Source organism: Bradyrhizobium sp. SEMIA (assembly GCF_014844175.1).
Taxonomy (GTDB): domain Bacteria; phylum Pseudomonadota; class Alphaproteobacteria; order Rhizobiales; family Xanthobacteraceae; genus Bradyrhizobium; species Bradyrhizobium arachidis.
The window spans coordinates 5,869,636-5,884,043 of sequence record NZ_CP046601.1; the positions used below are offsets into that span (position 1 = coordinate 5,869,636).

Annotated in this window: 10 protein-coding genes; 5 read left to right on the top strand and 5 right to left on the bottom strand. The window is 64.7% G+C overall.

Annotated features, from left to right (window positions below; genetic code table 11):
* Positions 1–157: 157 nt before the first annotated feature.
* The gene (locus tag FOM02_RS28625; RefSeq protein WP_231164053.1) at positions 158–1,123 is read right to left on the bottom strand and encodes a sugar-binding transcriptional regulator; all 966 of its coding nucleotides are present in this window, start codon (positions 1,121–1,123) and stop codon (positions 158–160) included.
* A 240-nt stretch (positions 1,124–1,363) separates the two neighbouring features.
* Between FOM02_RS28625 and FOM02_RS28630 the strand changes: the two genes are divergently transcribed.
* Genes FOM02_RS28630 through FOM02_RS28650 form a run of 5 tightly spaced genes read left to right on the top strand, consistent with a single transcriptional unit; the run spans position 1,364 to position 6,820 of the window.
* The gene (locus FOM02_RS28630) at positions 1,364–2,638 is read left to right on the top strand and encodes an alkaline phosphatase family protein (protein WP_027559771.1); all 1,275 of its coding nucleotides are present in this window, start codon (positions 1,364–1,366) and stop codon (positions 2,636–2,638) included.
* On the top strand, positions 2,631–3,749 hold the full coding sequence (locus FOM02_RS28635; protein ID WP_027559772.1) for an ABC transporter ATP-binding protein: 1,119 nt from the start codon (positions 2,631–2,633) through the stop codon (positions 3,747–3,749). Before FOM02_RS28630 ends, FOM02_RS28635 begins: the two co-directional genes overlap by 8 nt.
* Positions 3,746–4,675 (top strand): carbohydrate ABC transporter permease, encoded by a 930-nt coding sequence (locus FOM02_RS28640; protein ID WP_027559773.1) that lies wholly within the window; start codon positions 3,746–3,748, stop codon positions 4,673–4,675. The genes FOM02_RS28635 and FOM02_RS28640 overlap by 4 nt, the downstream gene beginning before the upstream one ends.
* Positions 4,672–5,511 (top strand): carbohydrate ABC transporter permease, encoded by an 840-nt coding sequence (locus FOM02_RS28645; RefSeq protein WP_027559774.1) that lies wholly within the window; start codon positions 4,672–4,674, stop codon positions 5,509–5,511. Before FOM02_RS28640 ends, FOM02_RS28645 begins: the two co-directional genes overlap by 4 nt.
* A gap of 16 nt (positions 5,512–5,527) precedes the next feature.
* A complete protein-coding gene (locus tag FOM02_RS28650; RefSeq protein ID WP_084334379.1) occupies positions 5,528–6,820 on the top strand; it encodes an ABC transporter substrate-binding protein in 1,293 nt (430 codons plus the stop codon).
* A gap of 588 nt (positions 6,821–7,408) precedes the next feature.
* On the opposite strand, the gene FOM02_RS28655 is transcribed toward FOM02_RS28650, so the two are convergent.
* From FOM02_RS28655 to FOM02_RS28670, 4 genes are all read right to left on the bottom strand, one after another.
* A complete protein-coding gene (locus FOM02_RS28655; protein ID WP_084334381.1) occupies positions 7,409–10,339 on the bottom strand; it encodes an NHLP bacteriocin export ABC transporter permease/ATPase subunit in 2,931 nt (976 codons plus the stop codon).
* Positions 10,336–12,576 carry a cysteine peptidase family C39 domain-containing protein gene (locus FOM02_RS28660; protein WP_051377825.1) on the bottom strand — a complete coding sequence of 747 codons (2,241 nt, stop codon included), beginning with the start codon at positions 12,574–12,576 and terminating at the stop codon, positions 10,336–10,338. Before FOM02_RS28660 ends, FOM02_RS28655 begins: the two co-directional genes overlap by 4 nt.
* Positions 12,573–13,871 (bottom strand): NHLP bacteriocin system secretion protein, encoded by a 1,299-nt coding sequence (locus tag FOM02_RS28665; RefSeq protein ID WP_027559777.1) that lies wholly within the window; start codon positions 13,869–13,871, stop codon positions 12,573–12,575. Before FOM02_RS28665 ends, FOM02_RS28660 begins: the two co-directional genes overlap by 4 nt.
* A gap of 130 nt (positions 13,872–14,001) precedes the next feature.
* Positions 14,002–14,391, bottom strand: a complete 390-nt coding sequence (locus FOM02_RS28670; RefSeq protein ID WP_027559778.1) for a hypothetical protein — start codon at positions 14,389–14,391, stop codon at positions 14,002–14,004.
* Positions 14,392–14,408: the final 17 nt, after the last annotated feature.

Sequence of the window (14,408 nt, forward strand, 5' to 3'; positions counted from 1 at the left end):
ACCCGGGATATCCTTGTGGATAGCCTGTGGAGAAGTCACGCCAAAGCGCACCCCGCCAACCCGGAAACATCAGTAATTTCAAATGTTGTGCGCTCGGAGGGCTGCTTCGCTCAGATGTGAGGGTGGTCAAAATGAAAAACTGGCCTGTAAACCAGCGCTATGTTTCGAGCAGCGCTCGAGCGACTTGCTCGTCAGTGATCAGAACGTGACAGAGCTTGGCACGGATTCCGGCGCGGATGATGGCGAGCTTCTGGCGGCCGCCGGCGGCAAGCACGATCTGGGGGACCTTGAGAAGCTCTTTCAGCGGAGGATTGACCACGCGCGCTGCCAGATCATGGACAATCAACCCGCCCTCCGCATCGAGATAATGTCCGCAAATGTCGCCGACCGCCCCCGCATCGAGAAGCGATCGCCAAACTTTGGGATCAATGAGGCCATACTCCAGCGCTTTCGAGCTTTCGGACAAATCGACGGCTGCGAGCAGCGCCATATCGAGATGAGGAACCATCCCCAGCACAGTCTGCACTGGCCCGCTGGCGACGAACGCGTCCCTGAGCACTGCCGTGTCGGCGAACATCGGCGCGGTCACGTAATAGCACACCGCATCCAGAGCCCGCGCCATCATCGCTGCATTGTCGTATGGGTTGATGCGGGTGCTCTCTGCCAGCCCGCCGCATAAGAGTACGACGCGATTGCCGCCGCCAGCCCGCCGCTGCAGGTTCTGCGCGGCCGCGTTGATCGTGCCGCCCCAGTTGATGCCGAGGGTGCCCGGCTCGGGCAAATGCTCGGACACATAGTGGCCGGCTGCTGCGCCGATGATGGGCCGCGCGTCTCCTCCGTCGATTGGCGATGGCACGACGATCGCGCGACGCAGACCAAATCTCTCCACCAGGCCGCTTTCGAGCGCTCCAAAAGCGCTCACCCCACTGTTGATGGTGATCTGCACGAACCCCGTGTCGCGCGCCTCCGCCAGGAGGCGATTCACACGCTTGCGGGTCAGCTGGAGGTGTTGGGCGATCGCATCCTGGGTTTGCCCCTCCTTGAAGTAGTGCCAGCAGACCCGCGCCATCAGCGCAGAGTCCGCGGTGTTCTCGTTTTCCGGTTTGTTGGATTGGTCCAGCACGTCCAGGCTCCCCGTTGCTCGATCCATATCGCAATTCTGCATTCGGCACAAATGTACCCACGGTGTCACAAAAGCGTCGCCGGCCGCCGTTAGGAGTCCGAAGCAGGACCCCGCCTCCTCTCAGGCACGATGGAACGACATGCAGCGTGGTGAACCGACGCCGATCCGGCCTGCTCAAAATACAAACCGAAAATTTTGCCGCTTGCGTCCCTTCGTGCCGCTCAACGTGAAAGCGTAAACATGCGCCGCGCCATCCTCGTTGTCCTTGACGGCCTGCGCCGGGACTTCGTCGCCCCCGAGACCACGCCGCATCTGGCCGCGTTCGCTGAACGCGCCGAGCAATTCTCGGCCTACAGCACGGTCTTTCCTTCATGCACGCGCGTGGTTTCGGCAAGTCTTGCCACCGGCTGCCTGCCGGCTCGCCACGGTCTCCAGGGCAACACCATGGTCCTCGTCGAGGACGACCATCTTGTGCGTCACGACGCCGGTCGGCCGGATTTTCTCCAGCACAAAAGGCGTGTCACCGGATGCAGCCTTGCCGTTCCGACGCTTGCCGAGCGCCTGCGTGAGCATGGCGGTGCAGTGATCTACAGCAACGTGTCTCCTGGAGCGGCCTATGCTCACGATCCCGACGGCCACGGACGCATCTATCATCGCGCCGGCTCCTTTGGGCGAGGCCGGATTCCGTTGCCCGAAGCCGAACAGCTTCGCGTGACCCTGGACGTGGCTGGCGATCGGGCCATGACCGAACGCTTCATTGCCGAGGCTGTGCTGGTCCGGAATCCTCCTGCCCTCGCTCTGATGTGGCTGGGCGAACCCGACTCCTCGCAGCACGCACTGCCGCTGGGCTCGCCCGAACATCTCGCCGTCGTGAAGGAAGCCGATCGGAACGCGAAGCGCGTCATGGACGCGGTGGCGCACCTGCCCGACCGCGATGACGTGCTCTTCCTGCTTGGATCCGACCACGGCCATCAGGTGGTGGGCGGCGTCATCCACATCGAGGCTGAGCTGGTCGCCGCAGGCCTCAAGGAAAGTCTTGATTCCGGCGACGTGGTGGTCGCCTCCAACGGCACCTCGGCACTTATCTACCTTCACCGCAACGCTGCCGGCCGCGAGGCGGCAATCACCGACTTTCTGGCGCGCCAGGACTGGGCCGGTGCTGTCCTGCCCAAGGCCGAGCTGCACCGTGTTGGGCAATCCGCCGATAACGGACTCGCCTGCGCCGTCGCCATGCGTGCGACCGAGGCTCCCAATCGCTTCGGCGCTGTCGGGACCAGCTTTGCCGCCAAGCGTTCCGAAGGCAAGGAAGACGTGATCGGCGCGGGTCAGCATGGCGGGCTCGGCGCAGCGGAGCAGTCTCCCTTCCTCATGATCTCAGGGCCGGACTTCTCGGCCGGAGCGGTGCGTTCCGAAGCAAGCTCGGTCATCGACATCGCGCCTACAATTCTTGCTCATCTTGGTCTGTCCGCCTCCGGGACGGACGGCAACGCGCTCCAGCGAGGCAGCCGTGGCTGAGATAGAGCTGCGCGGCATCGAAAAGCACTATGGCGAGACGCCGGTCCTGAAGGACGTCTCCCTGAAAATCGAGGACGGGGAATTCCTGACCCTGGTGGGACCGTCGGGCTGCGGCAAGTCGACCTTACTCCGGATCATCGCGGGGCTCGAGGATCAAGACGCCGGTGAGGTGAACGTGGGCGGCCGCCCCGTGGACGGAGCCCGTCCAAAGGACCGGGATGTCGCGATGGTGTTCCAGTCGTATGCGCTCTATCCCCATCTCACCGTATTCGACAACATCGCGCTGCCATTGCGCACGCGGCAGCTCTCATTCGCGCAGCGCCTGCCGCTGATCGGCCCGCTCGTGCCGGGCCGGGCCGCCATCGAACGGAGCATTCGCGTGGAGGTGGAGCAGGCCGCCGTCATGCTCGACGTGGCTCATCTGCTTCACCGCAAGCCCGGCCAGCTTTCCGGCGGGCAGCGCCAGCGAGTCGCCCTCGGGCGCGCGATGGTGCGACGCCCCACCGTCTTCCTGATGGACGAGCCGCTATCCAATCTCGATGCCAGGCTGCGTGTGCAGATGCGTACGGAAATCACCTCGCTGCACCGCCGCCTCGGCGTGACCTTCGTCTATGTGACGCACGATCAGTCAGAGGCCATGACGATGGCGGACCGCGTCGCCGTGATGATGGGCGGCGAGCTGCTCCAGGTCGGCCCTCCGGAAGAGCTCTATCGCGACCCGCAGGATCTCAGAGTGGCCGAGATGATCGGCAGCCCGAAGATCAACATCGTCACGCGCGCTCACTGGACGGACAATCGATCAGGTGTCTTGGCAGCCCTCGCGCCCCAGACCAGGCGCCTTGCATTTCGTCCCGAAGCGGCAATCCTGACCACGCCGGCCGATGAGCTCCTCAACGGCACGGTGACGAACCTTGAAAATCTCGGTTCCGACATCTTCGTGCATGTCGCTCTCCGTGACGGCTCGGAAACCGCGGTGGTCCGCACCTCGCCCGACGAACGGCGCTTTTCGCTCGGCTGCAAGGTTGGGCTCAAGGTCGACGCCGCGCGGCTGATGCAGTTCGACGAGGCCGGCAGGCGTTGCGGCAACATCGAGCGGGTGGCGGCGGCATGAGCCTGACGGCTTCGATCCAGACCCCCATCCGCTCGGCTGTCCGTCGTCGGCATCGGACTGAGGAGGCCGCTATTGGCTGGCTTGCAGTCTCCCCGGCGTTGATACTGCTCATCTGCCTGCTCTTTGGCCCCGCTGCCGCGGTGATCCTGTTCTCGTTCACCGACTGGCAATTGGGTGCCGCGACGTTCCGTTTCATCGGCACCGAGAATTTTGCTGCGTTGTGGGCGGACCCGCCATTTTGGAAGGCCCTGATCAACACGTGTCTCTACGTTGCGATCGTCGTGCCCGGAACGGTGGGACTTGGCCTTGCCACAGCTCTGCTCATCGAGGCGAGCCCTGCCCTGCGCGGCTTCTATCGCGCGGTGCACTTCCTGCCGGTGATGTCGACCATGTCAGCCATGGCGGTGGTGTGGGGCACCATGCTCCATCCCAGTATCGGCCTCGTCAACCGGGCACTCGCCGCGTTCGGCGTGACCGGGGTCAATTGGCTGCGGGACGAGCACACCGCCCTCCTCGCCCTCGCCCTCATCGGCATTTGGCAGGGTTTCGGCTTCGCCATGGTGCTGTTCGTCTCCGGCTTGAAAGCGGTCCCTCAGCAGCTCTACGACGCCGCCGCAGTCGACGGCGCGGACGGTGTCCTTGACCGGCTGCGCATCGTAACTCTCCCGATGCTGGGGCCGGTCACCATGTTCGTCATCATCCTCACCGCAAGCCGCGCCTTCGAGGTGTTCGACAGTGTGCGCGTCCTCACCCAGGGCGGCCCGAACTACGCCTCGGAGGTTCTGTTGAATCGGCTCTATTCCGAGAGCTTCGACTATCTGCGCACGGGTTACGGCGCGGCTCTCACGGTGGTTTACCTTGCGATCGTGATTGCCCTCACACTCGCCCAGGCGCGGTTCATCGAACGCCGCGTGCACTATTCATGAGCGCACACCGCCGATACCGGCTTGCGGGGCGCATCGCGCGCCATGCTTTGCTGGTCGTCTCCGCGACTTTCGCGCTGCTGCCTTTCGTGTGGATGATCAGCCTGTCGCTGAAACCGCCCGACGAAATCTTTCAACCCGACTTCCATCTCTGGCCCAAGACCTTCGTGGGAGTCGAGAATTATCGCGTTGCGCTGACCGCGGCGCCGATGCTCCGCTTCCTGCTCAATGGCGTGTTCGTCTGCGCGACGATCTTCGCGCTTCAGCTCATGGTTTGCGTGCCATGCGCCTACGCGCTCGCCAAGATGCGCTTCCGCGGCCGCGACACGCTGTTTTCCGCTGTGCTGGTCGCGCTTCTCGTCCCACCTCAGGCGCTGGCCATCCCCCATTTTGTCCTGCTCCATGTCTTCGGGCTGCTCGACACTTATGCGGCTCTCATCCTTCCGTGGATCATCTCGGCCTTCGGCATCTTCCTGCTGCGCCAGTTCTTCCGATCCATCCCGGACGAGATCATCCACGCTGCCCGTCTCGATGGGCTTGGCGAGTTCGAGATCATCTGGCGCATCATGATGCCCATGAGCGCGCCGGCGCTTGCCGCCTTCGGGGTCTTCTCGGTCGTCGCCCACTGGAACGACCTGTTCTGGCCACTCATCGCGGTTCGGACGGAAGACATCTCGACGCCGGCGCTCGGCATTCTCCTGTTCCGCGATGACGAGGCTGGTCAATTCCTCGGGCCGCTGATGGCCGGCGCCACCATCATCGTCGCTCCGCTGCTGCTCGCCTTCCTTCTTGCCCAGCGCCGTTTCATCGACGGGCTGGCAACCACCGCCATGAAGTGACCCAAGGGAGATCGTCATGATCGACAAACTGCTGCCGCGCCGCGTGTTGAGAGTTGTGGGTGCCGCGTTGCTGGCCGCTTGCGCGGTCACCCCCGTCCATGCCGAGGAGATTACGCTGGACGTCCTTTATACCACACCAGGGACCTTCAATGCTCTTCAGCAGGAACTGGCCAAGCGCTTCACCGAGGCCCATCCCGACATCAAGGTCAAGTTTCGCAATCCAGTCGCCGGATACGAAGAAGGGGCCCAGCAGATCCTGCGCGACCAGATCACCGGTCGCCTGCCGGATGTCGCCTTCAACGGCATCAATCAGATCGGCTTGTTCGTGGATCGCGGCCTCGGCGCGCCGTTCGATTCTTTCGTGGCGGCGGATGGTGGCCTCGACAAGCTTGGCTACTACCCGACGCTTGCGACGCTCGGCCGCTGGAAGGGAAAGCTCTATGGCCTCCCCTTCGCCGTCTCGACCCCAGTGCTGTACGTGAACGCCGACCTCGTGAAGAAGGCCGGCCTCGACCCGGCCGACCTGCCCAGAAGCTGGCCCGAACTTATCGCCGCCGGTCAGAAAATCCAGACGATCGCCGGAGCCGGCGTGACCGGATTCTATTATCAATGGGACCAGACCGGAAACTGGCTGCTCCAGTCGCTCATCACCAGCCGCGGCGGACGTATATTGAAAGCCGACGGCTGCACGGTTGCCTTCGATGATGCTGCCGGCATGTGGGCCCTCAAGATCCTGGAATCTTTTGGCAAGTCGGGAATGCCCAATCTCGGTATCAGCCAGGCGCGTCAGGCGTTCGTCGCGGGCGGGATCGCCATCCTCGTCGATTCCACATCCTACGTCGCTGCGGCGGACCGCCAGATCGGCAACCGCTTCGATTTCACGACCGTCGCATTTCCGCTATCGGCGCCGGAGGGCAAGTTGCCGGCGGGCGGCAATGTCGCCATGGTCTTCGCCAAGGACGCCGAGCGGCGGAAGGCTGCGTGGGAGTACGTGAAGTTCGTCACTGGCCCGAGCGGTCAGACGCTGATGGTGAACTATACCGGTTACATGCCCGGCAACGAGATCGCTGTGAAGTCGTCCGACCTCCTCGGCTCGTTCTATGCCAAGAACCCCAATCACATGACCAGCATTCAGCAACTGCCGGTGCTGACGGACTGGGCATCATTTCCGGGTGGGAATTCCCTGAAGATCATCGAGGTCATCAAGAACCACACGGAGAGCCTGGTGACGGGCAAACATCCGGCTGAGGAGGTGATGCCCAACCTGGTGCGGGATGTGAACAGCCTCATGCCCAAATGCAGCGGCTAGAGCATGATCCGGACCCGGAGGGCCGCGTTAGCGCAAAGTGTGCAGCGGTTTTCCGAAAAGATCATGCACAAACAACAAGCTAAAGCGCGATGACGATTCATCCCGATCTCATCGCGCTTTAGAGCTGGGTGTGCCAGGCAAGCCGCAGTGATCCGCGCAGTTGGCTCAGCCTTGGCCTCTCTCGCTGCCCCACCGACGAAACGTCAGCTTCAAATTCGACGAGCGAACTTGCATTCGAAAGATAGCCCGAAAAGCCAAGCCGCAAAACACCAACAACTATAGCTAGTTCCGAGGTGGTGCGCTCGGAGCGGCGGACTCATTTACTATCATTTCAACGGGTTACGGTAGCGGAAGGCGAGTTTTGGTGCATTTCACGCTCAAAAGTGCCCTTCGGCCTACTCGCTGTAGGGGAACCCTCCCCTATGCGAGGTCAGGTTGGCCCCCACCGCTCATAACGGCCTGGTTGCAGGTTCGAGTTCTGCCGGGCCCACCATTGAAATCAATCGCCACCACACCAGCGAGGCCAACGACACATCATTTGCATGCGCGACCGCCGGATATCCTGCAGGCAGAAAGCCGTGTTGAATTTCAAACAAGCTGCCGCGCGACCAGATCGGCGAACAAGCCCTTGACCGCCATCAGCTCGTCGTAACGGCCGGTTTGCACCACCTTACCGCGGTCGAGAACGATGATGCGGTCGGCGCTCTTCACGGTGGTGAGGCGGTGCGCGATGACGAGGCGCGTCACCGCCAGCCGGTGCAGGCTGTCGGTCAGGCGGGCTTGCGTCAAATTGTCGACGGCGCTCATGGCCTCGTCGAGCAGCAGAATGCGCGGCTTGCCGACGAGGGCGCGGGCGAGCGCAAACCGCTGGATCTGGCCGCCGGAAAACGCCGCTGCGGCTTCGGTCACGATTGTGTGCATGCCCATCGGCATGGCGTGGATGTCCTGGTCGACATTGGCCTGCCGCGCGGCCTCCCAGGCCTGCTCGAGCGTGCCCTCGTGGGTGCCCATGATGTTTTCATAGAGCGTGCCGGGAAACAGCGCGGTGTTCTGCAACACGCCACCGATCTGCCGCCGTACCATTTCGATGTCGAGATAGCGCAGATCCTGCCGGTCGTATTGCACCGTGCCGCTCGCCGGCATCTCAAACCCGAGCAGCAGCCGCATCAGGGTCGACTTGCCGGATCCCGACGGGCCGACCAGCGCGACGTGCTCGCCCGGCGCCAGCGATAACGAGACGCCCTGGAGCGCGAACGGCGCATCGGGGCCGTAACGGAAATAGACGTTGGTGACATCGATGTTGCCGGTCAGCACGCCCGGATCGCGCTTCGATCCGGCGACGTCAGGCGCGACGCGCAGCAGGGGCGCCACGCGCCCCCAGGAGGGTTGCGAATTCCAGGCGGCGACGACGCTGCGTGCCAGTTGCAACGAGGCGCCCATGTAGGCGCCATAGGCGGCGATGAAGGACACGAACGCGCCGGTCGAGAGTTCGTCGCGCGACAGCTGCGACAGGATCAACAGGATGAGCGCCAGCGCCAGCAGCTCGAAGACCACCAGCGCCGTTTCGAACAGGGTGCCGAAGGTCCGCGCCCGGTACATGCGGGAGCGCAGCTCGGCGAAATCCATGGCCCAGCGCGCAAAGCCGCGCTGCTCGGATCCGGTGGCGCGCAGAGTCGTGATGCCATGCACGAGCTGGAACACGATGCCGTAGATATCGGAGAGGATTTCCTCCCCGCGGCGCAGCGCATCGAGCTGATGATAGCCGCAGAACGCCGCAATCGCGGCGATCAGGGCGAACAGCCCGATCGCCGCCCCCGCCGCCGCGGGCGAGTAGTAGAACATCAGGCCAATGTTGCTGACGAAAAAGAACAGCGCCGAAATCGAGCCGAGCATCAGCGAATAGGCGCCGCGGCGCAATTGATCCGCCGCGACGAGGCGGCTCGTGATATTGCCGGGGCTCATGCGCAACGCACTGTCAGGCAGCCGCAAAAGCCGATCCATGAAGGCGGCCTGCAAGGCGCCCGCCCCGCGCCCGTCGAGCCGCAGGCTTGCGATGTCGAACACGAAACGAAAGCCGGCGGCGATGAACGCGGCCAGCACGAGGCCCATGCCGAGGGTGAACAGCGACAGCGTCTGGTGGCCCGGAATGAAGCGATCGAACGCCAGTTGCATCGCCATCGGCGTCGCGAGGCCGAGCAGCGCGGAGGCCAGCGCCATGGAGACGGCAAGCGCCGTATCCCACCGGTTGCGCAGCCAGCCGAAACCGATGAACTGCCGAAACCCGATCGGCCCATCCGGGAATGGCGGATAGAGCATGTGCGCCTGCGGCGCGAGCCGGGCCGCTAGCGTGGCGTCGACCGGCTTCGGCCTGGCGTGCTCCGCCTCGATCATCACCCAGCGCTTCGCGTCGGTCGGGATCAGCGCCACCGGGCGCCGCGCATCGTCGAGGAAACCGATCAGCGGACCGAGATCCTGCTGCAGCCAGTCGCCGCTCAGCACCACCTGCCGGTTGCGCAACCGCACCGCGCGCGCTGCGTCGTCGACATTGCGCGCCCGCGACAGCTGTTCGCGCTGCCGGTTGGTGAAGTCGAGCCCGAGCTTGCCCACAATGGTGACGAACGGCGCGACGAACGGCTCGTCGCCGACAGGCTCGGCGGCCGCTTGCGGCGCGACCTTGCCCAGCACCGCGTCGAATCGCGTGAAGGCGCGATTAACCGTGCGGGTGGTGCGCGCCATCCGGCCCTGGACCGCCTGGCGCAACGCGTCCTGGCGGGTGTCGTGTGCGCGCCGGACCAGCGAGAACAAGGTGGCGTGGGTGAACTCCAGCAGGCGCTGCCATTCCGACAGGCGAAGGATATCGGCGGTGCCGACCGCATGAACCTCGCAGGGCCGTGCCGGCGAGATCCAGATGCCGCCGGCCACCGCCGCCACCTGCCGACGATTCATGCCGGCGACCGGCACGCCGCCACAGCACGACAGGTCGGCGCCTAGCGCCGTCAACCAGACCACGCCGCCACGGGTCATGAGCGCGGCTTCGCCTGCGGCCTTCTCCTGTTCGCCGGGCGCGAACGTGACGATATCGAGCGGCGCCGGGCCGACCATGCGGCTCACGGCGGCGCTCAGATGACTAAGCCACCCGTCGATGGATGCGGCCACCGCGTTGTGCTGCTGCTCGGAGCCTTTGGCCTGGATGGCCAGCGTGTCGGTACGGATGGCGGCGATCGCGCTGGTCTCGACCGCCACCGCGGTCACCAGCAGATCGTCCTCCACCACGATCGGCGCGATGTACTCGCCGCCGCCGAGTTCGCACAGGAACATGCGTCCCGACAGCTCGTCGCCGCTCTTCACGGTGAGATAGATCTCGACCCGTCCGGCGGCGATGATGTGGCCTTGCCGGGTTGCGCTGAGCGCCAGGGCCTCGCCGGGCTCGAGATTGATGCTGGGCGCGGCCGCGAACGGCGCGGCCAGCATGCCGTCACTCGACGCCAGGGTCAGCACGGGTGGGCGGGGCGCCATCATGCCTCGACCTGCTTCTGGTATTGGCGATGCGCCGCCATCAGGGCGGTGTGGCGGCCGCGCTCGACAATGCGCCCCTCGTCCAGGACGATGATTTCGTCGCAATCGCGCAGGGTCGAAATGCGGTGCGAGATCAGGATGCAAGTGCAGCCACGGCGGCGGATATTGTCGATGATTCCCTGTTCGGCGATGGAATCCAGCGAACTCATGGCTTCGTCGAACACGATCAGCACCGGATCGACAGCAAGCGCCCGGGCGATGGCAAGGCGCTGACGTTCGCCCGCGCTGAAATTGCGGCCATTGTCGTCGACGCGCGTCTCGTAGGCCATCGGGCGCGACGCGATCATTTCGTGCACCATCGCGTCCCGGGCCGCCGCCACCACGCGATCCTCGCTGATGGTCAGATCCCACATGGTCAGGTTTTCGCGCACCGTACCGCCGAACAGCGTGGTGGTCTGGTCCACATAGGCCACCGCCGAGCGCAACACCGGCGCCGACAGCCGGGCGAGATCGATGCCATCGATCCGGATCACGCCGTCGCGCGGCGTCATCAGGCCAACCATCAGCCGGGCGAGCGTGGACTTTCCGCTGCCGGTGGCGCCCGTGATGGCGACGCGACCGCCGGCCGGCACTTTCAGCGAAATGTCGCGTAGGAACGGCGCCGTCACCGTCGTGTAGCCGAAGGTCAGGCCCTGGATATCCAGGGCGCCATGCAGCGCCGGAATGACGCCCGACTCATCAGGGGCCTCGAGAATTGGATCGACGCGCTGCCGGCCGACATCGCCGAGCCGGTCGATATGGCCCCGCGCCTGCTGCAATTGCGCGGTCAGCCCCATCACGCTGGTGACGGGCGCGTTGAAATTGGCCATCAGCGCCTGGAACGCCACCAGCATGCCGATGCTGATGGTGCCTTGCATCACGCCGACGCCGCCGATGAACACGATACAGGCACCGGCGATCGTGCCGAGCAGGATTGGCAGGCCGGCCAGAAGCCGCTGCCAGAACGCCATGGCCTGCTCGGCGCTGACGACTTTGGCGTGCTCGCCGGCCCAGCGCCGGAAGAACAGGTTGTCGGCGCCGCTGGCGCGGTAGGTATCAAGATTGGCGAAGCCGTGGATCATGGTGGATTGCATGCGGGCTTCGTCCTGCAGCATGCGCCGGTTGGCGTCCGACAGCCGGCGCGACAACCAGACCAGCAGCGCGAGGTTGAGTGCCGCGAATGCGATCACCACCAACGCCAGCGGCACGTTGTAGGCCAGCATGACGAGCGCGTAGATCACGATCGACAGCAGGCCGATGAACGTGACCGCGAGACTGCCCGAAAGCAGGCCGGTCAGGCGGTCGCTGACCATGAGACGATTGGTGATTTCGCCGCTGTTGCGCTGGGCGAAGAACGCCATCGGCAAGCGAAGGATGTGCCACAACACACGGCCACTGGTGTCGACTCCGAGCTTGACCTGGAACCGCGCCAGCGTGCGCTGTTGCAGAAAGGTCAGCAGTCCCTTCGCGAGCGCGATCGCCGCGATGCCACCGACCAGCCACCACAGCCAGCGCGACAATCCGGCAATCATGTAGTAGTCGACGAACGCGCGTTGCAGACCGGGGATCATCAGGCCCGGCACCACCAGCAGGAAGCCGCCGAGTACGGCGGCCAGGATCGGCGCCTTGAAGCCCGGCAGGGTCTGGCGGATGCTGCGCACCAGGTCAGGCGCTTCACCTCCCGCAGCAAAATCGGGGCCCGGCTTCAGGGCGAGTATCACCCCGGTGAACGCCCGATCGAAATCCTGCGTCGTGAGAACACAGGGACCGGTCGCCGGATCGTTGATCCAGACTTTCTCGCTGGTGCGGCGCTCCACCACGACGAAATGATTGAATTCCCAAAATACGATGCATGGCAGAACGTCGTCGGTCAGATCGTCTGGACCGACGGTATAGCCGCCGCCCTCAAGTCCGTAGCGCTCTGCGGTGAGCAGCAGATTCTTCGCATTGGTCCCGTCGCGGTTCACACCGGCGACCTCACGCAGCTCCTCGATCGGGACCCACCGGCCGAAATAAGCGAGCAGGATGGCGAGACACGCGACGCCGCATTCAGCTGCCTCGTACTGAAGGATCGTAGGTGTCCTGTGCACCGAAGCGTCGCCGATGCGTGCCCGCAGCGTTGGCCACGCGAAATACAACAGCAGCGCCGCGCGCGACGTCGCCTCGGCGATTTTGGTTTTCAGCGCAAGCAACGCCTTCACGAACCGCTTCCCAGAACCTGCCGCAGCGGCGGGATCAACAGGCTCAGGGCCGGCAACGACATGGTCTCGATGTCGCTGCCGACCGTCGTGCCGGCGTTGATGCTGAGATCGGGGCCGCGCGAGGAAGACCAGCGATAGCCGCTCGGCGTGTCCCTGGCGGCGAACAGGTCCACCACGACTTCGTAAGGGGCGCCGTCCTTGGCGAGCGACTGTCCCAGCTGCCGGTTCTTCAGCGTGCGGTACATGCCTTCCGCGGTCGCCGGCACCTCCGCCACGGTGCGGACGCGGCCTTCGATAAAGCCGAACTCTTCCCGCCGCACCGTCGAGGGCGACAGGCGCACGTTCATGCCGGGGCGGACCTTCTTGCCGTCGTTCGACGGCACATAGACAACCGCATAGAGCGGCCCGATCGGGTCTTTGTCAACCTTCGGCAGCGCCTCGGCGACCTTGTCGGGAATCAGCGAGAACAAAGCGGCGTTGCGATCGACGATTTCGCCCGGATTGACCTTGAGTTCGATGACAGTGCCGTCGTACGGGCTCAGCACCACGCTCTGGCGGTCGAGCTTCTCGCGCAGCGTGCGGATCTTGCGCTCGGCGGCCGCGACCTTCAGTTCGACGTTGAGGCGTTCGCGCTCATCGTCGGTCTGCGCCTTGGTGGCCTCGAAATCGAGGTTGCGAATGCCGTCCTGGGCCTGCGCGCGCTGCGCCTCCGCCTTGCCGATCTCGACGCGGGTCTCGAGCGCGCTCTTGCGCGTGAGGATCTGCTTGTCCATCAGCACGGCGTCGCCCTTGGCGATCTCGTCGAGCCAACCGAGTTGCTTTTCAAGAAACGCGATATCGTCCTTGTAGCCCTGCCGGCGCTGCGCGATCGAGGCGGCGAGTGCCGGCCCGCGGCGCTCCTGGAATTTCACGATCTGGTCGCGTTCACCGACGGCATCGCGGTATTCGGCTTCCGCGTTGATCAGGTCTTCGCGAATTTCCGGCTGATCGAGCCGGGCTACCGCCGTACCGGCCTTGATCTTGTCGCCGACCGCCACGCTGAAGCTCAACAGACGCCCGGGATTGTCGGCGGTCACGTCGAGCAGGCCGCCTGGCGATAGCAAAATCCCCTGCCCCGGCACCGTGACGGGCACCGTCAGGACGATGCTCCAGATCAGGCCGCCGACCACGAGACCCGCCAGCGCCAGCAGCGCGACCCAAGTCGGACGTCCGACAATGCGGAGCCCCTGGTCGAGCCGCTCCGGCGCCGACAACCTCTCGAGTGCTGCTTCGCGAAAAATGCCCTCGTTCGCCATGCCCGTTCGCTACGCCTGGCCGCGCCCGTCCTGATCGGGTGGCCCGCCATATTTACACCAATGGCCTTGCGGCGCTTCAGCTTTTTGCCGCGGATGGTGAATTCCGCGGCGGCTGACCTGACCAACGCCGTCAGTTGTCCTTTCGCGCGCTCTCGGCGGCGACCGCAGGCGCCTGAGCAGCCGCTTTTTTCGCCTCCTCCACCGCCGCAGGCAGCTTGCGGGCGATATTTACCATCAGGCTGACATACTGGGCGATCCGCGCCCGGTAGGCGTCGCCGTTGGGCTGGCCTTTGGTCAAAATCGCCAGCACGGCCCCGAGCTTGTCGGTCTCGATGGCCGCGGTCCCCGGCGACAGCGCCAGGACCGCAGTCATCGCCAGGATGGCAATCTGCTGCGCGTCGTTGGCGGCGGCCAATTGCTGGAGGGAGAGGCCCAGCGCCGTGCCCAAGGCCTCTGCCGCCTTTGGGTCTGCGGGATCGGCGGCCTTGCCGGACGCCGGCACTTCGGTCTGATCGGACACGTGAACTCCTAATCCCA